Below are 20477 nucleotides of genomic sequence, written 5' to 3'. Positions count from 1 at the left end.
TGGCCGGATCGACCCAGACGCGAAGTGAGCGCTCGGTGGAGTACAGCGTGGCGCGGCCGACGCCGGGAATGCGGCGGATCTCGCCCAGCACGTTGCGGATCATGAAGTCGCCGAGGCCGACCTCGTCAAGGCTGCCGTCGGTCGAGTTCAGCGTGATGATCTGCAGCACCGCGCTGGAGGCTTCCTCGATCAGGATGCCCTGCTGCATCACCGCGCGCGGCAGGCGAGCCTCGACGCGCTTGATGCGGTTCTGCACCTCGACCGAGGCCGCGCTGGTATCGGTGCCCGGCTGGAAGTTGGCGATGATCTCGACTTGGCCGAGCGAGTCGCTGGTCGATTCGAAGTTGAGGATGTTGGCGGCGCCGTTGAGCTCCTCCTCGATCAGCCGCGTGACGCTGTTGTAGAGGTTTTCGGGCGAGGCGCCGGGATAGCTGGTCGAGATCGAGATCGAGGGCGGCGCGATGATCGGATATTGCGCGATCGGCAACAACGGCACGGCGATCGCGCCGATCAAGCAGATGAACAGCGCGACCACCCAGGCGAAGATGGGCCTGTCGATGAAGAAACTCGCCATGGCGCGTTACCGCGTCAGCTTCTGGGCGTGCCGGTTGTCGGCGGTCGCGTCCGCTTCCGACCAGGTCTGCGGCTTGACCTTGTCGCCGGCCGCGAACTTCTGGAACCCCTCGACCACGACCTTGTCGCCGGCCTTCAGGCCTTCCGTGATGAACCAGACACCGTCCTGCACGGATCCGGTACGGACCGCCTGCACCGCGATGTGGTTGTCATCCTTGACGACGAACACCTCGCTGCCGCCGCCGCCATTGCGCTGGATCGCCTGCTGCGGCACCGCGATCGCGTCGGAATCCAGACCCTGGTCGATGCGGACGCGGACATACATGCCCGGCAGCAACTCGCGCTTGGGATTGGGGAACTCGCCGCGCAGCGTCACCTGCCCGGTATGGGCGTCGACCTTGGCATCGGAGAACAGCAGCTTGCCGTCGAGCGAATAGATGGTGTTGTCGTCGAGCACCAGGCGCACCTTGGCGGCATCGGATGCGATGCGCTCGAGGTCGCCGGTCTCGAAGGCGCGGCGAAGCTGGTTGAGCTCGTTCACCGACTGGGTGAAGTCGGCATAGATCGGATCGAGCTGCTGGATGGTGGCGAGATTGGTTTCGTTCTGCACCGCGAGGGCGCCCTCGCTGACGAGGGCCGCACCGACCACGCCGTCGATCGGCGCGCGCACGGTGGCGTAGTCGAGATTGAGTTTGGCCCGCGCGAGGTCGGCCTTGCGGCCCTCGACCTCGGCATGAGCCTGACGTTCGGCCGCGATGGCCTTCTCGTTCTCGGCTTCCGGGGCGGCGCGATCCTTGGTGAGGATGGCGACACGGTGCGCCTGCTGCCTCGCCTGCATCAACGCAGCCTCGGCCTTGGCGAGGGCAGCTTCGTTGGCCATCACCTCGACCTCGAACGGGCGCGGATCGATGCGATAGAGCGGATCGCCCGCCTTGACCTCACTGCCCTGGCGGAACAGGCGCTCGACCACGATGCCGGACACGCGCGGCCGCACGTCGGAGACGCGCGTCGGCGCGATGCGGCCCGGCAGCTCGCGCACCACGGCGCGCGGCTGCGGCTTGACGATGACGATGCTGACGTCAGGATTGGCCGGCGGAGCGGCGGACACTGCGGAGCTGGATTCGTCACAGCCCGCAAGCAGCGGCGCCAGGGCCGCGAGCATCATTGCAACGCATGCCGATCGCGCACGAAGTCCTGACATGAAGTGGGGTGCCCCGATATTGTTGAAACTGCTCACGTTCCGCGCGAGGTCCAATCTGGGCCGTTTCGCGCGCGGCTGACGCCGACAAAATAGAATGCGCCTGCTGCGATGCAACGCATCGTGCAGGCGGCTCATTGTCACACAGCGTATGGTACTGAGTTTATAAGGCTTTTGCCGTGTCACTCGATTGTGAGTCGGGTTCCATCGCGGCGTGCTGCGACGGAACAGCGCAATTACTCGGCGGCTTTCATGCGGTACTGGCTGACGCCCCATTCGGTTCCATCGGCGTAGCCGAACAGGCCCGATGTCGCGAGCAGGAACCAGCGCCAGCGCCGCAGCCAAAGTGCGGTCTCCTCGCCATGGACCTTGCGCAACGACGTCTCGATGGCGTCGCGATGCCTATCGAAATTGCCGAGCCAGTCGTTCGCGGTTCGCTGATAATGCGCCCCGCTCCAGCACCATTCCTTCTCGATCTCGAAGATGTCGTTGAACTGCCTGACGAGGTGATGGCTCGGCATCAGCCCGCCCGTGAAGACGTGCTGCGCGATCCAGTCGTCGCGATCGAGCCGGTCGAACAGCTGCGAGCCGGAGCGATGGGTGACGATCTGCATGAAGAAGCGGCCCTCGGGCGCGAGCCATGACCGCAGGCGCGTCATCAGCTTGCGCCAGTTCACCATGCGTTCGAACATCTCGACCGAGACGATGCGGTCGAACTGTCCGTCGGGCGCGAACACGTTCATGTCCTCTGTGACCACGCGCAGGTTCAGCAAGCCGCGGCGCTCCGCCTCCTCCTCGACGTAAGCGCGCTGCGCCTGCGAGGACGACACCGCCGTCACCCTGGCGTGCGGAAACTGCCGCGCCATCCACAGCGACAGCGAACCCCAGCCGCAACCGAGCTCGAGGATGGCCTGGCCGTCGGCGAGACCGGCATGCTCGACGGTCTGGCGCAACGCCTCCTCCTCCGCCTCCTGCAAGGTGGTCGCATCGGTCTTGTAGAAGCAGCAGGAATATTTGCGGCTGGGGCCGAGCATTTCGGCGAAGAACGACGCGGGCACCTCGCCACCCCCCGCCTCGGCCTGCTCGGCGATCGGCCGCAGCATCATCCGACCGGCGAAAGCGGCGTCAGTGGCCGCGTCGGGGGCGGCAAGGCGGGTTGCGGTGCGAGAGCACAGGCGCTGGATCGCGGCACGGATCACTACGTCCGGCAGCGGCACGCGTTCGGCAGTCCCGATGATCGCGGAAACGACGCTCATGCGCCCCCCGAATGGCGAACTTCTGCAGATACCTGACGCAGATACCTCATTATCAAAGCGCCGCTTCCGGCCCGGGTTCCCCGAGCTGTCCCCGAAATCGGCGCATCCGGCGCTTTTTTTGGGCTGGCGCTGTGCCATAGTGCGCGCCGCAAGCAAGCTTACGTAACGGATGATACCGGCCATGCCGTCTGGCACTTCCCGCTCCACCATGGATATCGAGTACACAAAACTGTCCTCGCCCAGCGTCTTCCTGGTGCGGATGCTGGTCTTCCTGGTGCTGTGCGCGCTGGTGGGCGTCGTGCTCTACAAGCAGATCATCCAGGCCTTCTTCGCCAATCCCGGCCTCAATGCCCTGATCGGCGGCGTGCTGTTCATTGGCATCATCCTGGCGTTCCGCCAGGTCATCCGGCTCTACCCTGAGGTCTCCTGGGTCAACAATTTCCGCGTCGCCGATCCCGGCCTCGCGCCGGCCCGGCACCCGAAGCTGCTGGCGCCGATGGCGGCGATCCTCGGCGGCGAGCGCTCCGGGCGGATGTCGATCACCCAGACCACCATGCGGCATTTGCTCGATTCGATCGCGACCCGCCTGGACGAGGCCCGCGACATCTCGCGCTACATGACCGGCCTTCTGGTCTTCCTCGGCCTGCTCGGCACCTTCTGGGGCCTGATCGAGACGGTCGGCTCGGTCGGCAAGGTGATCGACGGGCTCAAGGTCGGCGGCGATTCCGGCGCGCTGTTCGACACGCTGAAGGAGGGCCTCGCCGCCCCGCTCGGCGGCATGGGCATCTCGTTCTCGAGCTCCCTGTTCGGCCTCGCCGGCTCGCTGATCCTCGGCTTCCTCGATCTGCAATCGAGCCAGGCCCAGAACCGCTTCTACACCGACCTGGAAGACTGGCTCGCCACCACCGTGCGCGAATATGGCAGCGGCGAGGTCGCGGTCGCCTCCGGCGGCGGGGTCGCCAGCGGCGAGCTCCAGGCCGCGGTCGAACGCTTACGCTCCGTGCTGGAGGAAGGAAGCGCCAGCCGCGGCACCACGGCGGCGATGGCGAGCCTTGCCGAAGCCATCCAGGCCCTGGTCTCGCATATGCGCACCGAGCAGCAGATGATCCGCGAATGGGCCGACGGCCAGGGCGAGCAGAACCGCGAGATCCGCCGCCTCCTGGAGCGCATCGCCCGCCAGCCGGAGAAGAGCTGACGATAAAACGGAGGTCTCGTGCCCCGGACGCGACGCAGCACCAGAAGCGCGTTTACGCGCGTCTTCGACGCGCTATGGTGATGCGTTGCTGAGCCGGAGCCCAGTACCTTCTTGGGACAGATGGGTCCCGGCTCTGCGCAGCAGCCTTGCACGCTGCAGCGCGTCCGGGACACGAGAGAAGAAGCGGAGAACTAAATGGCTCTAGCGCGCAGCCGCCGCAGCGACAGCTCCCTCAACTACTGGCCCGGCTTCGTCGACGCGCTGTCGACGCTGGTGCTGTCGATCGTGTTCCTGCTGTCGGTGTTCCTGGTGGTGCAGTTCTTCCTGTCGCAGGAGGTCACCGGCAAGGACAAGGCGCTGGAGCAGCTCAACGCCAAGATCGCGCAGCTCAACGAGCTGCTGTCGCTGGAGAAGCTCGGCAAGCTCACGCTCGACGACCAGGTCTCGTCGCTGAAGGCGGGCCTTGCCTCGGCCGAGAGCGAGCGCGACCGCATCAAGGGCCTCTACGACGGTCTCGCCGCCGCCGGCAATGACGCGCAAGGCAAGACCTCCGAGCTCGGCAAGGCGCTGGATTCGGAGAAGGCGGTCTCGGCGCGGGCACTCGCGCAGATCGAGGTGCTCAACCAGCAGATCAGCGCTTTGCGCCGGCAACTGGCCGCGCTGGAAGAGGCACTGGATGCCAGCGAGAAGCGCGACAAGGAATCGCAGAACCGCATCGCCGATCTCGGTTCTCGCCTCAACGTCGCGTTGGCGCAGCGCGTGCAGGAATTGTCGCGCTACCGCTCGGAGTTCTTCGGCCGGCTGCGCGCCATCCTCGGCAACCGGCCTGACATCCGCATCGTCGGCGACCGTTTCGTGTTCCAGTCCGAAGTGTTCTTCGACACCGGCCAGGCGATGCTGCTGCCCGAGGGCCGCGCCGAGCTCGACACGCTCGCGACCGCGCTGATCGAGCTCGACAAGAAGATCCCGAGCGAGATCCCCTGGGTGCTGCGCGTCGACGGCCATACCGACGTCCGCCCGGTGAGCGGTGCGAACTTCAAGTCGAACTGGGACCTGTCGGCGGCGCGCTCGATCTCGGTGGTGCAATATCTGATCTCGCTCGGCGTGCCCGCCCAGCGCCTCGTCGCCGCCGGCTTCGGCGAATTCCAGCCGCTCGATCCCGGCAATACCGAGGAAGCCTACAAGCGCAATCGCCGCATCGAGCTGAAGCTGACGGAGCGGTAGTGAGCGCGATCCACCTCCGCCCCTATCGGCCCGAGGACGAAGCCGCCTCAATCGACCTCTGGCATCGCACCTGGCAGCAGGCCTATCCGCAGATCGACTTCGCGGCCCGCCTGGAATGGTGGCGCGAGCGTTGGCGCAAGGACTTGGTGCCGAAGGCGTCCATCGTCGTCGCCGAGCAGGACGGCGTGCTGACCGGCTTCGTCACCATCGACGGCGACGGTTACCTCGACCAGCTCGTGGTCGACCCCGATCACTGGGGTTCGGATGCGGCAAGGCTGCTGGTCGAAGAGGCCAAGCGGCTGTCGCCCTCAGGCATCACGCTGCTCGTCAACAAGGACAACAGCCGCGCCATCCGCTTCTACGAGCGCAACGGTTTTGTCCATGCCGGGGACGATGTGAACCCGACCTCGGGGCGGCCGGTGCTGAAGATGATGTGGCGGGCGTGACGCCGCTCACGGTGGGGTCCAGGGAAGCCCGCTAGTCGTTGGTGCGGATGACAGGCGATGGAGACGATCGATGAAGCTGCGCGATCTGGCCCAGGGGTCCTCGGTCTTTCTGGGCGTCATCGTCGCCTTCTACGTGTCGACGAGCTATGTCGACCAGCGCTTCGCAGCGCGCGCGACGGCGCCTGCGCAAACCAGCGCCCCTGCCCCATCGGCCTGCGTCGGCGAGGACGGCAGCTGGAAGAACTGGTCATGGCCGAACGTGCCGGCGTTGTCGCCGAAGTGCCCCAAGACCTAAAAAGCCGAAAACAACCCCATGCACAGTAGACGGCGCAAGCAAAATCAATAGCTTGAACCGTCCTCGCGGCGCCCTCAGGCCCCCTCGAACTGCAGCCGCGCCAGCCGCGCATAAAGTCCGTTCGCGGCGACGAGCTCGGCATGGGTGCCCTGCTCGACGATCCGGCCCTGGTCCATCACCAGGATGCGGTCGCAGGACAAGACGGTTGCAAGGCGATGCGCGATCACCAGCGTGGTGCGGTGGCGCATCAGCTCTTCAAGCGCGGTCTGCACCAGCGTCTCGCTTTCGGCATCGAGCGCGGAGGTGGCTTCATCGAGCAGCAGCAGCGGCGCATCGCGCAGGATGGCGCGGGCGATCGCGATGCGCTGGCGCTGGCCGCCGGACAGTGTCACACCGCGCTCGCCGAGCGGGGTGTCGAAACCTTCGGGCAGCCGGCGGATGAACTCGGCGGCATGCGCGAGCTCGGCGGCACGCTCGACCTCGGCATCGGTCGCGCCGGGACGGCCGAAGCGGATGTTCTCGCGGGCACTCGCAGCGAACACGGTGGATTCCTGCGGCACCAGTGCGATGCGGGCGCGGAAATCGCCGGGATCGGCGGATTTGACCGGCACGCCGTCGAGCGAGATCGCGCCGCTGCGCGGGTCGTAGAAGCGCAGCAGGAGGTGAAAGATCGTGCTCTTGCCGGCGCCGGAGGGACCGACGATCGCGACCTTCTCGCCGGGGCGCACGGTGAACGACACGGCATCGAGCACATTGACGTCGCGCCGCGCCGGATAGGCGAAGCTGACCTGATCGAAACCGACCTCGCCGCGTGCCGGCACCGGCAGCGCGCGGGGCGAGGCGGGCGCCTTGATGTCGGGCTTCACATGCAGGATCTCGAACAGGCGCTCGGCCGCACCTGATGCCGCCGAAACCTCGCCCCAGACCTCGCTGAGCTGGCCGAGGCCCGCCGCGGCGAACACCGCGTACAGCACGAACTGTCCGAGCCGGCCCGGCGAAATCGCGCCTGACAGCACGTCGTGCGAGCCGATCCAGAGGATCGCGACCACGCTTGCGAACACGATGAAGATGATGATGGCCGTGAGCACGGCGCGCGCCTGGGTCGAGGTCCGCGCGGCCTCATAGGCCTGCTCGACTTCGCCGCCGAAACGCTTCTCGGCGAACCCTTCGCTGGTATAGGCCTGCACGGTGCGGATCGCGCCGACCAGCTCGCCCGCATAGGCGGAGGCCTCGGCGAGCGTGTCCTGCGCGTTGCGCGACAGCCGCCGCACCCAGCGCCCGAAGGCGACCAGCGGCAGCACGATCAAGGGGATGGCCAGCAGCACGAAGCCCGACAGCTTCGGGCTCGTGATCACCATCATCGCGGTGGCGCCGAGGAACATCATGAGATTGCGCAGCGCGATCGACACGGAGGCGCCGACGGCCGATTTGAGCTGGGTGGTGTCGGCGGTGAGCCGGGAGATCAATTCGCCGCTGCGCGCGGAATCGAAGAAGGCGGGCGAGAGCGAGAGCAGATGAGCGAACACGTCGCGCCTGAGGTCGGCAACGATGCGCTCGCCGATCGTCATCACGAGGTAGTAGCGCGCTGCGCTGGCGAGCGCGAGCACGCCGACCACCGCCAGCATCACCGAGAAGTAGCTGTTGATCAGCTCGATGCCCTCGGGCGTCAGGCCGAAATCGATCATCCGGCGCACCGCGACCGGCACCAGCAGCGTGGTCAGCGCCGCGACCGTGAGTGCGACGAAGGCCAGCGCCGCGCGGCCGCGATAGCGGAGGACATAGGGCGCCAGCGCCAACAGCGGCCGCAGCTTGGCACGGCCCTTGGCCGGCTCTTCGAGCAGCTCTTCCTCGATCGAGGGTGTGTCGGCGGCGTTCATTCCGGGCTGATCGACATATTGGTCATCAAGCCGTTCCACTGCGCTCATGAGATCTGGCCCATTGCATTCGTTTGCTCCCAATAGGCCGGTGCAACAGTAGTGGCAAATCCGGGATGTCCCTTAGGGGCAAACCCGGTTCACCGCGCAAGCCCGGCTTGTTTTGCGGGGTTTCGTGGGGTATAGAGCCGGCCAAATCCGTCATTCGCGAGCCACCAAAACAGGCGCCGGGCGCCGAGGAATTTGCCATGAAAGCCGAAATTCATCCGAATTATCATACGATTAAGGTCGTGATGACCGACGGTACCGAGTACCTGACCCGCTCCACCTGGGGCAAGGAAGGCGACACGCTGAACCTCGACATCGACCCGAAGTCGCACCCGGCCTGGACCGGCGGCAACGCCCAGATGCTGGACCGCGGCGGCCGCGTCTCGCGCTTCCAGAAGAAGTTTTCGGGCTTTCTCAAAAAGGATTGATCCGGCCGGCAAGGCTGGAGACGAAAAACGCCCCTGGGAGACCAGGGGCGTTTTTGTTTGTGGGGAAGCTCGTGTCCCGGACGCGCTGCAACGCTCTTGCGTTGCGGCGCCGAGCCGGGACCCAGAAAGCCGCACACTCGCTGCCGCATGGGCCCCGGCTCTGCAGCGCACCGTCGAAGAGACGCTGCGCTGCGTCCGGGGCACGAGACCCGAGCGAGGAGCGCAACGGCATCGACGTCGTGGGGTGGTGGCCTACCGCTCGAACGCCGCCTTCAGCGCGTTGAGGTGCGGCACCAGCGGATTGCCGATCGCGATGTGCTCGGCCGGCGGGGTGTGGATAGTGGTGTCGAGGCGGCGCACGCGGGCCTGCAGGCTCATCGAGCGATGGATCAGGTCCTGCAGCTGCGAGGGCAGCTTCTCGATGGTGTCGGTGGGGCCGGGATCGGCGGCGCTGAGCTTGACCTTGGTCTTCTCGCGATTGGCCTGGACCAGCGTCATCTCGCCTTCCTTCACCGCGCGGTGCAGCAGCAGCCAGGAGGCGAGTTGCATCAGGCGGGTGGTGAGACGCATGCTCTCGGTCGCGTAGGTGAGGCTGACGGCACGGTCGAGCGCCTTGGCCTCGGTGCGGCCGGCGCCGTCGAGATAGGCGGCGGTCTCTTCGACGAGGTCCATGCCCTCGCGGAACAGGACGCCGAACGCCGCAGAATTGGTGAACCGCTCGCTGAGTTGAACGAGAGCGCCGTCGGCCTGCAAACGTTCCATGGTTAACGCCTCTTACGCAACTGTTTGACTGTCCGGCTTGGCGCCGGCTTATGATGAACAAATCATTGCGCGGGCGGGACGCCGAGTCCAGTGACAAGCGCAGATATGGTTTCCGCGGGTCATTCCCAGGAATTCAACCAGGAAGAGACGCAAAAAAGAGCCGCCGGAAAACCGGCGGCTTTGAAAGTTGATAACAGGGAGGCGTCAAACAGAGTGGACAGGAGCCACTCGGTGTCCAAACGAGGACAGTTCCAGTCATAAAGTGAAAAGCTTAATCCGGAGTAAACGAGCCAATTTTTTGAGAGTTCGTTAGCCATGTCGGTCAGTGGCCGAGCCAGGTCTCGTGCCCCGGACGCGGTGCGGCACGAAGTGCTGCACTGCTGAGCCGGGGCCCAGAACCTTTTGCCCGAGGTGCCTGGAGAAGCATGGGTCCCGATTCTGCGCAGCAGCGCTGACGCGCCGCAGCGCGCCCGGGACACGAGAGTGCGTCGCGACCTACGACTTGAAAATACTGTTGGCCGCATCGCGCGAGGCGCGCTTCTTGGTGGCGGCTTCTTCCAGCCTGACGATCTCGGTCTTCAGCAGCGTGACGCGCTCGGTCAGTTCCTCCACTGACAAGAGTGAGAGGTCCTGTCCGATTTCATGGCTGATCTTCTTACGCGGGCGGTCGTCGTCTTCCGTCGCCATCCTCGTTCCTCCTCTCGTCCGCGGACCGGACCCCACGGCTGAAGCAGTTGCCAGTCTGGGCCGCGCTGGCTAAGCAAAGCCCCTCGTTCCTCCCGCACCTTTGCTCAAGGACACATCATGGACAAGCTGCCCGCGCAAATGACCGTGGTCGCCATCTCCAAGCCCGGCGGACCGGAGGTGCTGATCCCCGAACAACGCAGCCTGCCGCAGCCCGGCCCCGACGAGATCCTGGTCAAGGTGATGGCCGCCGGCGTCAACCGGCCCGACGTCGCGCAGCGCTCCGGCGCCTATCCGCCGCCGCCCGGCGCCAGCGACCTGCCCGGTCTCGAGATCGCGGGCGAAGTCGTGGCGGTCGGCAGCAATGCCAAGCGGCACAAGATCGGCGACAAGGTGATGTCGCTGGTCGCCGGCGGCGGTTATGCCCAATACTGCATCGCCCAGGACGCCCAGGCGATGAGCGTTCCTCCCGCACTGTCGATCAAGGAAGCCGGCGCGCTGCCGGAAACGCTGATGACGGTCTGGCACAATGTGTTTGAGCGCGGCGGCCTGAAGGCCGGCGAGACGCTGCTGATCCATGGCGGCTCCTCCGGCATCGGCACCATGGCGATTCAGCTGGCGAAGGCGTTCGGCGCAAAAGTGTTCGTCACCGTGGGATCGCAGGACAAGATCGATGCCTGCCTCAAGCTCGGCGCCGACCGCGCCATCAACTACAAGACCGAGGACTTCGTCGCCGTGGTCAAGGAAGCGACCAACAAGGAAGGCGTCAACCTGATCCTCGACATGGTGGCCGGCGAGTATGTCGACCGCAACTACGATGCCGCCGCGGTGGACGGCCGGATCGTGCAGATCGCGACGCTGAATGGCCCCAAGGTCACCGTCAACATCGCCAAGGTGATGGTCAAGCGCCTCACCCATACCGGCTCGACCCTGCGCCCCCGTAGTAATGCGGACAAGGCGGCAATGGTGGCCGCGATCGAAGCGAAAGTGATGCCGCTTTTGCGCGAAGGCCGCGTCAAGCCGCTGATGGACAGCACTTTCCCGCTGGAAAAGGCAGCCGATGCGCATCGGCGCATGGAGACCAGCGCACATATTGGCAAAATTGTGTTGGAGGTCTAGGCCGCCCGCCCACAGGCCAAGCCGGAAACCCTTTGATTTTCCTCGCTTTCGTGGCATCTATCGCGACGCACCGAACCACTTTCGTTCGGTCTGAAATCGTCTTCACCGAAGAGTTTGCGTCGAACGCGGAGAACTGACCTTGCGTCTGATCAGGTGCCTCGCGCCCATCGCGCTGGGCCTCATGATGCTCGTTGCCGCGTCCCCTGCACGCGCGCTCGACGCTGTCAGCGTTCGCAGTGACGCGCCCGCGATCGATCTCACCGGCGTGCTCGAGCATCAGCGCAGCGATGCCGATCGCATCCAGGTCTCGACCGCGCCCGGCACCGACGGCATCGTCCGCCGCATCGAGGTGCGCGCCCGCGAAGGCGGCCAGAACTGGGTGGTGTTCGCGCTCGCCAACAACACCGACGACCAGCTCGACCGCCTGATCGTCGCGCCGCATTACCGCATCGTCTCCTCAGGCCTGTTGTGGCCGGACCTCGGCCTGTCGCGCATCGCCACGATCACGCCCTCGACCGGCGACCGGCCGGAGCGGCAGGAAAGCCCGACCGCCGACGTGTTTCGTGTCACTCTCGACCCCGGCGCCGTCATCACCTTCGTCGCGGAGCTGCGCACCGACAAGCTGCCGCAGCTCTATCTGTGGGAGCCGGAAGCCTACAAGGACAAGGTCAACTCGTTCACGCTGTACCAGGGCATCGTGATCGGCATCTCCGGCCTGCTGGCGTTGGTGCTCACCATCCTGTTCGTGGTGAAGGGCAGCATCATGTTCCCGGCCGCGGCGGCGCTGGCCTGGGCGGTGCTGATCTATATCGGCGTCGATTTCGGCTTCTGGGGCAAGGTGCTCGACATGTCGAACAACGCCGAGCGCATCTGGCGCGCGGCGGGTGAGGCGATATTGGCGGCGACGCTCTTGGTGTTCCTGTTCGCCTATCTCAATCTCAGCCGATGGCACGTGCGCTATTCGCACATCACGGTGGGCTGGCTGGCGTTCCTCGGCTCTCTGGTCGCGCTCGCGCTGTTCGATCCGGCGGTGGCCTCCGGCATCGCGCGCATCTCGCTGGTGCTGATCGCCTTCGCGGGCTTTGCGCTGATCGTCTATCTCTCGACCCACGGCTTCGACCGCGCCGTGCTGCTGATCCCGACCTGGTTCCTTCTCGTGGTCTGGGTGGTCGCGGCCGGCATGACGGTCGCGGGCTCCGTGACCAACGACATCGTCGGCCCTGCCCTGCTGGGCGGCCTCGTGCTGATCGTGATGCTGATCGGCTTCACGGTGATGCAGCACGCCTTTGCCGGCGGCGGCGCCTCCACCGGCGTCGTCTCCGACATCGAGCGGCGCGCGTTGGCGCTGGCGGGCTCCGGCGACCTAATCTGGGACTGGGACGTTTCGGCCGACAAGGTCTTCACCAGCCCCGAGACCGAGGCCCTGCTCGGCCTCAAGCGCGGCACGCTGGAAGGGCCTGCGGCCTCGTGGCTCGAGGTGCTGCATCCGCTCGACCAGGACCGTTTCCGCGCCGCGCTCGACAGCGTGCTCGATCAGCGCCGCGGCCGCCTGGTGCAGGATTTCCGCCTGCGCACGCCCGATGGTCACTTCATGTGGTTCGCGCTGAAGGCGCGGCCGGTGGTCGGCTCGGACGGCGAGGTCTCCCGCGTCGTCGGCACGCTCACCGACGTCACCGAACTGCGCAACGCGGAAGAGCGCCTGCTGCACGATTCCGTGCATGACAATCTCACCGGCCTGCCCAACCGCAAGCTGTTCATGGACCGGCTGGGCGCGGTCGCGCATTTCGCCAAGACCATGCCGACGCTGCGGCCGACGCTGATGGTGATCGACCTCGACCGCTTCAAGCAGGTCAACGATTCCGTCGGCATCGCGGTCGGCGATTCCATCCTGCTGACGCTCGCCCGCCGCCTCACCCGCATCCTGAAGCCGCAGGACACGCTGGCCCGCATGGCCGGCGACCAGTTCGGCCTGATCCTGCTGTCGGAGCAGGACCCGGCCCGCATCACCGCCTTCGCAGAGACCATCCGCAAGACCATCCGCGCGCCGATCGCCTTCAACGACCGCGAGATCTTCCTGACCGCGTCGATCGGCCTCGCGCTGTCCGATCCGCAAACCCAGTTGACGGACGAGATCATCAAGGACGCCGAGCTTGCGATGTATCATTCCAAGCGCATCGGCGGCGACCGCATCGACGTCTACAAGCCGGCGATGCGGGCGCGGAAGACCGATCGCCTGACGCTGGAGAGCGAGCTGCGCCGCGCCATCGAGCGGCAGGAGCTCACGATCCTGTACCAGCCGATCGTGCGGCTGGAGGATCGCTCCGTCGCCGGCTTCGAAGCGCTGGTGCGCTGGGATCACCCGAAGCTCGGCCGCATGGCGCCGTCGGAGTTCATCACCATCGCCGAAGAGACCGGCCTGATCGTCGACCTCGGCATGTTCGTGCTCGACCAGACCGCCAAGCAGCTCTCGATCTGGCAGCGCGCGATGCGCTCGCGCGAGCCGATCTTCGCCTCCGTCAACGTCTCGTCACGGCAATTGCTGCGCCATGATTTGATCCACGATATCCGCACCGTGCTGTCGCGCTCCTCGGTGGCGCGCGGCACGCTCAAGCTGGAACTGACGGAATCGCTGGTGATGGAGAATCCGGAGCACGCGGCGCAGATGCTGACGCGGATCCGCGAGCTGGGCACCGGGCTCTCGCTCGACGATTTCGGCACCGGCCATTCCTCGCTGGCCTATCTGCAGCGCTTCCCGTTCGACACCATCAAGATCGACCAGTCCTTCGTGCGCACCACCAACCGCGGCACCCGGCCGGTGATCCTGAAGTCGATCATCGCGCTCGCGCACGACCTCGGCATGGACGTGGTGGCCGAAGGCGCGGAGACCGATTCCGACGCGGTCGAGCTCTACCAGATGGGCTGCGAATACGCCCAAGGCTTTGCCTTCGGCGAGCCGATGGACGCGGACGCCGCGATGCGGCTGCTCACGGAAGTGCGGCTGGAAGCGGCGAGCTGATCGCTCGTCTCTCTCCCCTTGCGGGAGAGGGTCCGCTCGCGCATCGAGCGGGGGTGAGGGGTATGTCTCCGCGAGTCCAAATCTCTCAGTCGAAGATGCCGAAGCAACCCCTCATCCGGCGCTTCGCGCCACCTTCTCCCACAAGGGGAGAAGGGACAAATCGCGCTACCGCCGCCCGTCCTTCTTCAGCTTCGTGAACCGCACGCTCTCCCCATCCGGCATTCGCATCGCCTTGAAACCCGCGGCGAGGCAGGCTTCGCGCTGGGGCATCTGGATGTCGGGGCTGCGCGAGGTGTCCCACCATGAGGCACGATTGGCCGCGCGCGGCAGGGCCGCGCCGATGATCTCCTCGATCTGCTCGAAGGTCAGGACAAATTCGGCCTGCTTCTGCCGCATCAGATAGTCGCGCAACGCGTCGTAGTCGTTCACGTCAGTCCTCTCGTCCCGCGCACATGAGCTGCCCAAAACCGAGCATCACATACACCGTTTCTTAACTCATTGCGGCAGCGGCGTCCCGCCTTAAAGACTGCTCAAGCTTTCGGGCGCATCCAGTAGGATCGGGAGCAAACGATGCTGTCTGGATGGCGCGAAGTCATGGCCCGCCGGCCGTGGCGGATTTCGGCGAAGCTGCTGATCATCTCGTCCGTGGTGACGGTGATCGGCTTTTCCGCCATTTGCGTCAACGTGATGCTCGACATGCGCCGGGGCGAGGAGGCGCTCGCCCGCCAGACGCTGGAGAACCTCGCGACAACCATCCAGTCCGACGTCAGCCGCAACGTCGAGATCTATGATTTGTCGCTCAAGGCGGTCGCCAGCAACATGCTGCTGCCCGAACTCGCGACGGTGTCGAAGCCGGTCCGCCACCTGATCCTGTTCGACCATGCGACTACCGCCCGGCATTTCGGCGCCATCCAGGTGTTCGATCCCGAGGGCAGGCTGGCCATCGACGCCTCCACGCTCGATCCCCTCCCGGAGAACCGCAGCGAGGAAGAATATTTCAAGGTTCATCGCGACAATCCCGACGCCGGACTCTTCATCAGCCGTCCGATGCTGTTTCGCGGCGCCTACGCGATCGTGCTGAGCCGCCGCATCAGCGACACCGACGGCGGCTTCCTCGGGGTCGTCGCCGGCTCGATCCGCTTCAGCTATTTCCACGAATTGTTCGAGCGGCTGAACCTCGATCCTGAAGACACCATCACCGTGCTCAAGCGCGACCGCACCATCATGATGCGTCGGCCGTTCGATCTCGACATCATCGGCACCAACCTGAACGACCGCCGGGCCTGGAAGCCCGAGAACCTCCCGGTCGGCGCCGCCTATTCCGGCCAGGGCCCGGTCGATCCGACGCCGCGGCTCTATGTCCGCAGCGCCGACAGCGGACCGCTGTTCGTGGTGGCGGGCAAGCCTCTGGCCGCGGTGTTCGCACTCTGGCGGAAGGAAGCCTTTCGCATCGGTGCCGTGGTGCTGGCGCTGGCGCTGTTCGTGCTGGGATCGACGCTCGTGCTGGCGCGCGAGATCGGCCGGCGCGCCGAGGCCGAGCGCAAGCTCGAGGAGATGGCGACCACGGATGCGCTCACCGGTTTGAAGAACCGACGCAAATTCGATTCCGTCATCGACGTCGAGTGGCGGCGCGCGATGCGCCAGAAGTCGCCGCTCGCGCTGCTGATGATCGATGCCGATCACTTCAAGGCCTATAACGACACGTTCGGCCATCAGGCGGGTGACCAGGTGCTGGTCGGCATCGCCATCTGCATCTCGGATTCCGTGAGCCGGGCCGGCGACTGCGCCGCACGCTATGGCGGCGAGGAATTCGCCGTACTGCTGCCGAACATTTCGGCGCCGGATGCTTTCAAAGTCGCCGAGACGATCCGCACCAAGGTGCAGGGCTGGTCCGACGACGAGGTGGTCTCGACGGTATCCTGCGGCGTCGCCAGCCTTGTGCCCAGCGCCGGCATGGATTGGACGGTCCTGGTCGCCGCCGCCGACAAGGCGCTTTATGCAGCCAAGGCCGGCGGGCGGAATCAGTCGGTGGTGGCGAGCCTGCCGAAGCTGTCGCTGGTGGCGTGAGGCGAAGTGATCGTCATCAGGCGGTGACGCGCGTTACACCAAAGGTGTCGTCCCTGCGAACGCAGGGACCCATACCGCGGAATCTATCGAACGTCGGAAGTAGCAGTTCCGAACGGCGAGTCTTCGCCAAACTACTCTCTGAGGTTATGGGTCCCTGCGTTCGCAGGGACGACACCTAATATGTGGCGCGCTACTGCCCCAGATACTTCTTCATCTCCGCGATCAAGCCGTCGCGCAGCTCCGGCCGCTTGAGGCCGTAGGCGATGTTGGCGCGGAGGAAGCCGGGCTTGGAGCCGCAATCATGGCGCTCGCCCTCGAACTCGACGCCGTAGAACTTTTGCGACTTGGCAAGGCCGATCATGGCGTCGGTGAGCTGGATCTCGCCGCCGGCGCCGCGCTCCTGCGTCTCCAGGATCTTGAAGATCTCGGGCTGCAGGATGTAGCGGCCGGTGATCGAGAGGTTGGAGGGCGCGGTGCCCTTGGCCGGCTTCTCGACCATGCCGTCGACCTCGAACATCTTGCCGTTGCGCTTGCCGACGCCGCAGATGCCGTATTGATGGGTGAGATGGTCGGGCACCGCCTCGACCGCGATCAGATTGGATTTCTCGCCGAGCGAGGCGGCGGTCTCGATCATCTGCTTCAGGCAACCGGTCGTATTGAGCACGAGCTCGTCGGGCAGCACGACGGCGAACGGCTCGTTGCCGACGATGTCGCGCGCGCACCAGACGGCGTGACCGAGGCCGAGCGGCGCCTGCTGGCGGGTGAAACTGACGGCGCCGGCTTCGGGCTGGTTCTGCGCCAGGATCTCCTGCTCGGCCTTCTTGCCGCGCTGGCTGAGCGTCGCGTCGAGCTCGTACATCCTGTCGAAATGATCTTCGATGACGTTCTTGTTGCGGCCGGTGACGAAGATGAAGTGCTCGATGCCGGCCTCCCTCGCCTCGTCATAGACGTATTGGATCAGCGGCTTGTCGACGATGGTCAGCATTTCCTTCGGCATCGCCTTGGTGGCGGGCAGGACACGGGTGCCGAGGCCGGCAACGGGGAACACGGCTTTGCGAATTTTCATGGGATTGATCGAATACCTGGGGGCAGATGGGAACGGAGACAAGAACGGAGCAATGGCATCTTGCTAACCTGTTTGCAGCCGCCAACAAAGGCGGTTGTGGGGCCTCATCGGCGCAGAGTTAAGAAAAAGGCCGCCACCAAAACTTCACCTTTGTTAAGCTATTGGCAACCGGTACCAGGCCTCCTGATGGCGGATTTTTGGAAAGCCCGACGGGTGGGACATGATGCAATCGGTGGCAGGGCAGACAAGGCGGGCGGTATCCGCGACCGGCGCGGTGATGGTCGCAGTCGCTCTGCTGCTGCCCGCAGTCGCGCATGCCCAGGCGCAGAACGGCCTGTCCAACCTGTTCGGCGGCATCTTCTCCGGCCCTAACGCTGCGCCCTCGCAAGCCCCGACCGGCCCCGGCGGTCAAACGGGGCCGTTGCCCTGGAGCGGCGAGGACGGCGCCTCCGGCCATCCCTTGATGACGGCCGCGGCGATCCGCGAGGCCGCCGGCAATTTTGGCAATTGCGTCGCCGGGATGTGGCCGGATGCCGCACGGCGCGGCGTCACGCAGGAAAACTTCCAGCGCTTCACGGCCGGGCTCTCGCCTGACCTGCGCATCATGGATCTGATGGACTCGCAGCCCGAGTTCACCAAATCGATCTGGGACTATCTCGACATCCTCGTGAACGACAACCGTCTCGCCAAGGGCCGCGAGGTGCTCGCCAAATACAAGGCGCAGTTCGACGCTACCGAGAAGGCCACCGGCGTCGATCGCTACATCATCGCCTCGATCTGGGGCATCGAGTCCAATTACTCGACACAGATGGGCGACCGCAGCGTGCTGCAATCGACCGCGACGCTCGCCTGCATCGGCCGCCGCCAGGCCTATTTCAAGGACGAGTTCCTGTCCGCGCTGGAGATCGTCAACCGCGGCGATCTCAGGCCGGAGCAGATGCGCGGCTCCTGGGCCGGCGCCTTCGGCCCGACCCAGTTCATGCCGACCGCGTTCAAGCGCTTTGCCGTCGATGGCGACGGCGACGGACGGCGCGACGTCGTCGACAATCCCACCGACCTGATCGCCTCCACGGCCAACAACCTGAAGAAGGACGGCTGGCAGACCGGTCAGACCTGGGGCTTCGAGGTCGTGGTGCCGCAGGGATTCAACTACATGCTGGCCGACCGCGCCAAGGCGATGACGATCGCGCAATGGGAGAAGCTCGGGCTGAAGCGGGCGACCGGCCAGCCGTTCCCGCACCCGGCGGAGAAAGCCTATCTGCTGGCGCCGGCGGGCGCGCAGGGACCGGGCTTCCTGATGCTGCAGAACTACCGCGTCATCATGAAGTACAACCCGGCCGAGGCCTATGCGCTGGCGATCGGCCATTTCGCCGACCGCCTGCGCGGCGGCCAGCCCTTCGTGCAGCCCTGGCCGCGGCAGGAACGGGAGCTGTCCCGCACCGAACGGCTGGAACTACAGCAGCTGCTGGCCCAGCGCGGCTTCTACAAGGGCACCCCGGACGGTCAGTTCGGCGGCCAGACCCGGGAAGCCCTGCGTAACTTCCAGGCCTCGATCGGGGTGCCCGCCGACGGATTTGCGTCGTCCGACGTGCTGGACCGGCTGCGCGGGCGGTAAAATCGCCCCGAAAGTAACCCTGAACGGGGATTTCGCCCGCCGACCTTGACGGAGGCGGCTGTTCCCCGGTGTATGGGGCAAGAATCTGCAATGGAATTTGCCTGTTTGGCGCCCGATTCCGTTATTATATTGAGCCGCTTCCGATCCCCGTTGCGCGTGCCCGAGATCGCATGTCCAAGAAGTCCCTCTTCAAGGCGCTGACCGAGACCGGCCCGCTGATCGCGCTGGGGACGGCGCTTGCGATTCTGGTGTCGGTTGCGGGGCCTGCCTCGGCACAGTTCTTCAACTTCCCCGGCTTCGGCGGTCCGCCGCAGCGCTCGGCTCCGCCGCCACAACGGGGTGGAGGCGGCGGCGGATGGTTCGGCGGCGACTTCTTCGCGCCGTTCCAGCAGCAACAGCCCCAGGCACCGCGCCAGGATTTTCGCGCGCACCGGCGCCCGCCAAACGCGACACCACTCCCGACAAGAACGTGCTGGTGATCGGCGACGCCATGGCCGACTGGCTCGCCTACGGTCTGGAAGACGCCTACAACGAGCAGCCCGACATGGGCGTGATCCGCAAACACAGGACCAATTCGGGCCTGATCAAGTACCAGCCGAAGGGCGAGCCTTCGGATTGGGCGGCGGCTGCAAAGGGCATCCTCGAGACCGAGAAGCCTGATGTCATCGTCGTCATGCTCGGCCTCAACGACCGCGCCGCGATCCGCGAGCCTGTCGCCGACAAGACGGACAAGGCCACCGACAAAGACAAGGATAAAGACAAGAAGAACGACAAGGGCGCGCGCGCCAAGCCGCAAGGAAAAAGCGACGGCAAGACTGGCGAGACCAAACCCGGCACCGAAAGCGCCGCCAAGCCGGACGACAAGCCTGCAGACGCCGACCTGCCGCAGGATGATGCCGACAATGCCGATACGCCGGCCGCCGCGCCGGGCAAGACGGCGCGCAACCCGAACGGCCTCTACGAATTCCGCGACGACCGCTGGGTCGAGCTTTACGGCAAGAAGATCGAGGAGCTGGCAGGCGTCCTCAAGGCCAAGGGCGTGCCGGTGCTCTGGGTCGGCCTTCCCGCCATCCGCGGGCAGAAGGGCACGGCGGACATGCTGTTCCTGGATTCGCTCTATCGCGAAGGCGCCGCCAAGGCCGGCATCACCTATGTCGACGTGTGGGACGGCTTTGTCGACGAGGCCGGCCGTTTCCTCCAGAAAGGTCCCGACTTCGAAGGCCAGATCCGCCAGCTCCGCAGCTCTGACGGCGTCTTTTTCACCAAGCCCGGCGCGCGCAAGCTCGCCCATTATGTCGAGCGCGAGATCACGCGCCTGCTTGCGGGTCGCTCCGGCCCGATCGCGCTGCCGAGCGAGCCGGCGACGCCCGACACCAGCGCCGAGCCCGGCAAGCCTGCGCCGCGGCCGCTGGCGGGACCGATCGTGCCGCTGGTTGCGGCCTCGATCTCGACCGATCAATTGCTGGGCGGACCGGGCTCGCGTCCCGCCGCCGTCGATGCGCTCGCCGCGAAGACAATGGTGAAGGGCGAGCCGCTGACGGCCCCGGCCGGCCGTGCCGACGATTATGCCTGGCCGCGCCGCGAAGTCGGGCGCGAGCAGGCCAAGGGCGA

17 protein-coding genes and 1 pseudogene are annotated in these 20477 nt (G+C 65.8%); 10 read left to right on the top strand and 8 right to left on the bottom strand.

Annotation, left to right across the window (positions count from 1 at the left end; genetic code table 11):
* The 3 genes from SE92_RS28325 to SE92_RS28315 all read right to left on the bottom strand — a co-directional run.
* On the bottom strand, positions 1–574 hold a 574-nt coding region (locus SE92_RS28325), incomplete at its 3' end, for an efflux RND transporter permease subunit (RefSeq protein WP_198172805.1).
* 6 nt (positions 575–580) lie between these two features.
* Positions 581–1774, bottom strand: a complete 1194-nt coding sequence (locus SE92_RS28320; protein WP_157095715.1) for an efflux RND transporter periplasmic adaptor subunit — start codon at positions 1772–1774, stop codon at positions 581–583.
* Between the two features lie 233 nt (positions 1775–2007).
* On the bottom strand, positions 2008–3027 hold the full coding sequence (locus tag SE92_RS28315; RefSeq protein ID WP_063200917.1) for an SAM-dependent methyltransferase: 1020 nt from the start codon (positions 3025–3027) through the stop codon (positions 2008–2010).
* A 181-nt stretch (positions 3028–3208) separates the two neighbouring features.
* Here SE92_RS28315 and SE92_RS28310 point away from each other — a divergent pair, with 181 nt between their 5' ends.
* From SE92_RS28310 to SE92_RS28295, 4 genes are all read left to right on the top strand, one after another.
* Positions 3209–4222 (top strand): hypothetical protein, encoded by a 1014-nt coding sequence (locus SE92_RS28310; protein WP_063200914.1) that lies wholly within the window; start codon positions 3209–3211, stop codon positions 4220–4222.
* Between the two features lie 195 nt (positions 4223–4417).
* Positions 4418–5446 carry a peptidoglycan -binding protein gene (locus tag SE92_RS28305; protein WP_063200911.1) on the top strand — a complete coding sequence of 343 codons (1029 nt, stop codon included), beginning with the start codon at positions 4418–4420 and terminating at the stop codon, positions 5444–5446.
* Positions 5446–5892 carry a GNAT family N-acetyltransferase gene (locus SE92_RS28300; protein ID WP_063200908.1) on the top strand — a complete coding sequence of 149 codons (447 nt, stop codon included), beginning with the start codon at positions 5446–5448 and terminating at the stop codon, positions 5890–5892. Before SE92_RS28305 ends, SE92_RS28300 begins: the two co-directional genes overlap by 1 nt.
* A 70-nt stretch (positions 5893–5962) precedes the next feature.
* Positions 5963–6187, top strand: a complete 225-nt coding sequence (locus SE92_RS28295; protein WP_063200905.1) for a hypothetical protein — start codon at positions 5963–5965, stop codon at positions 6185–6187.
* 74 nt (positions 6188–6261) lie between these two features.
* Here SE92_RS28295 and SE92_RS28290 read toward each other — a convergent pair whose 3' ends face one another.
* On the bottom strand, positions 6262–8112 hold the full coding sequence (locus SE92_RS28290; protein WP_063200902.1) for an ABC transporter ATP-binding protein/permease: 1851 nt from the start codon (positions 8110–8112) through the stop codon (positions 6262–6264).
* 197 nt (positions 8113–8309) lie between these two features.
* On the opposite strand from SE92_RS28290, the gene rpmE reads away from it, so the two are divergent.
* On the top strand, positions 8310–8537 hold the full coding sequence (gene rpmE / locus SE92_RS28285; RefSeq protein ID WP_008137002.1) for a 50S ribosomal protein L31: 228 nt from the start codon (positions 8310–8312) through the stop codon (positions 8535–8537).
* Positions 8538–8789: 252 nt separating this feature from the next.
* Here rpmE and rcdA read toward each other — a convergent pair whose 3' ends face one another.
* Together rcdA and SE92_RS28275 are read right to left on the bottom strand one after the other, a co-directional pair.
* Positions 8790–9299 (bottom strand): protease adaptor protein RcdA, encoded by a 510-nt coding sequence (gene rcdA, locus SE92_RS28280; RefSeq protein ID WP_063200899.1) that lies wholly within the window; start codon positions 9297–9299, stop codon positions 8790–8792.
* 495 nt (positions 9300–9794) lie between these two features.
* Positions 9795–9986 (bottom strand): DUF1192 domain-containing protein, encoded by a 192-nt coding sequence (locus SE92_RS28275; protein ID WP_063200896.1) that lies wholly within the window; start codon positions 9984–9986, stop codon positions 9795–9797.
* Positions 9987–10103: 117 nt separating this feature from the next.
* Between SE92_RS28275 and SE92_RS28270 the strand changes: the two genes are divergently transcribed.
* Positions 10104–11102, top strand: coding sequence for an NAD(P)H-quinone oxidoreductase (locus SE92_RS28270; protein ID WP_063200893.1), 999 nt, complete (start codon positions 10104–10106; stop codon positions 11100–11102).
* Between the two features lie 139 nt (positions 11103–11241).
* Positions 11242–14118 carry an EAL domain-containing protein gene (locus SE92_RS28265; RefSeq protein WP_063200891.1) on the top strand — a complete coding sequence of 959 codons (2877 nt, stop codon included), beginning with the start codon at positions 11242–11244 and terminating at the stop codon, positions 14116–14118.
* A 165-nt stretch (positions 14119–14283) separates the two neighbouring features.
* Here the strand turns inward: SE92_RS28265 and SE92_RS28260 are convergent, their stop codons facing one another.
* A complete protein-coding gene (locus SE92_RS28260; protein WP_063200888.1) occupies positions 14284–14547 on the bottom strand; it encodes a DUF7662 domain-containing protein in 264 nt (87 codons plus the stop codon).
* A gap of 141 nt (positions 14548–14688) precedes the next feature.
* Here SE92_RS28260 and SE92_RS28255 point away from each other — a divergent pair, with 141 nt between their 5' ends.
* Positions 14689–16185: a sensor domain-containing diguanylate cyclase gene (locus SE92_RS28255; RefSeq protein ID WP_063200885.1), complete on the top strand. Its 1497-nt coding sequence runs from the start codon at positions 14689–14691 to the stop codon at positions 16183–16185.
* Between the two features lie 190 nt (positions 16186–16375).
* Here the strand turns inward: SE92_RS28255 and galU are convergent, their stop codons facing one another.
* Entirely contained in the window at positions 16376–17251 is an 876-nt protein-coding gene (gene galU / locus SE92_RS28250; protein ID WP_063200882.1) for a UTP--glucose-1-phosphate uridylyltransferase GalU, read from the bottom strand.
* A gap of 220 nt (positions 17252–17471) precedes the next feature.
* On the opposite strand from galU, the gene SE92_RS28245 reads away from it, so the two are divergent.
* Both SE92_RS28245 and SE92_RS28240 read left to right on the top strand, forming a co-directional pair.
* Positions 17472–18866: a lytic murein transglycosylase gene (locus tag SE92_RS28245; RefSeq protein ID WP_198172803.1), complete on the top strand. Its 1395-nt coding sequence runs from the start codon at positions 17472–17474 to the stop codon at positions 18864–18866.
* A gap of 170 nt (positions 18867–19036) precedes the next feature.
* Positions 19037–20477, top strand: a pseudogene (locus SE92_RS28240) (SGNH/GDSL hydrolase family protein); the annotation flags it as partial.

The sequence above is a fragment of the Bradyrhizobium sp. AT1 genome, assembly GCF_001590795.1.
In the GTDB taxonomy this organism is placed as follows: Bacteria; Pseudomonadota; Alphaproteobacteria; order Rhizobiales; family Xanthobacteraceae; genus Bradyrhizobium.
This window is presented reverse-complemented; position numbering and strand designations above follow the sequence as displayed.

Excerpts from the sequence above, each read along its gene's own strand:
- galU (WP_063200882.1), bottom strand. The coding sequence starts at position 17,251 with ATGAAAATTCGCAAAGCCGTGTTCCCCGTTGCCGGCCTCGGCACCCGT.
- SE92_RS28295 (WP_063200905.1), top strand. The coding sequence starts at position 5,963 with ATGAAGCTGCGCGATCTGGCCCAGGGGTCCTCGGTCTTTCTGGGCGTC.
- rcdA (WP_063200899.1), bottom strand. The coding sequence starts at position 9,299 with ATGGAACGTTTGCAGGCCGACGGCGCTCTCGTTCAACTCAGCGAGCGG.
- SE92_RS28270 (WP_063200893.1), top strand. The coding sequence starts at position 10,104 with ATGGACAAGCTGCCCGCGCAAATGACCGTGGTCGCCATCTCCAAGCCC.
- SE92_RS28290 (WP_063200902.1), bottom strand. The coding sequence starts at position 8,112 with ATGAGCGCAGTGGAACGGCTTGATGACCAATATGTCGATCAGCCCGGA.
- SE92_RS28305 (WP_063200911.1), top strand. The coding sequence starts at position 4,418 with ATGGCTCTAGCGCGCAGCCGCCGCAGCGACAGCTCCCTCAACTACTGG.
- rpmE (WP_008137002.1), top strand. The coding sequence starts at position 8,310 with ATGAAAGCCGAAATTCATCCGAATTATCATACGATTAAGGTCGTGATG.
- SE92_RS28275 (WP_063200896.1), bottom strand. The coding sequence starts at position 9,986 with ATGGCGACGGAAGACGACGACCGCCCGCGTAAGAAGATCAGCCATGAA.
- SE92_RS28255 (WP_063200885.1), top strand. The coding sequence starts at position 14,689 with ATGCTGTCTGGATGGCGCGAAGTCATGGCCCGCCGGCCGTGGCGGATT.
- SE92_RS28320 (WP_157095715.1), bottom strand. The coding sequence starts at position 1,774 with ATGTCAGGACTTCGTGCGCGATCGGCATGCGTTGCAATGATGCTCGCG.
- SE92_RS28245 (WP_198172803.1), top strand. The coding sequence starts at position 17,472 with ATGATGCAATCGGTGGCAGGGCAGACAAGGCGGGCGGTATCCGCGACC.
- SE92_RS28315 (WP_063200917.1), bottom strand. The coding sequence starts at position 3,027 with ATGAGCGTCGTTTCCGCGATCATCGGGACTGCCGAACGCGTGCCGCTG.
- SE92_RS28310 (WP_063200914.1), top strand. The coding sequence starts at position 3,209 with ATGCCGTCTGGCACTTCCCGCTCCACCATGGATATCGAGTACACAAAA.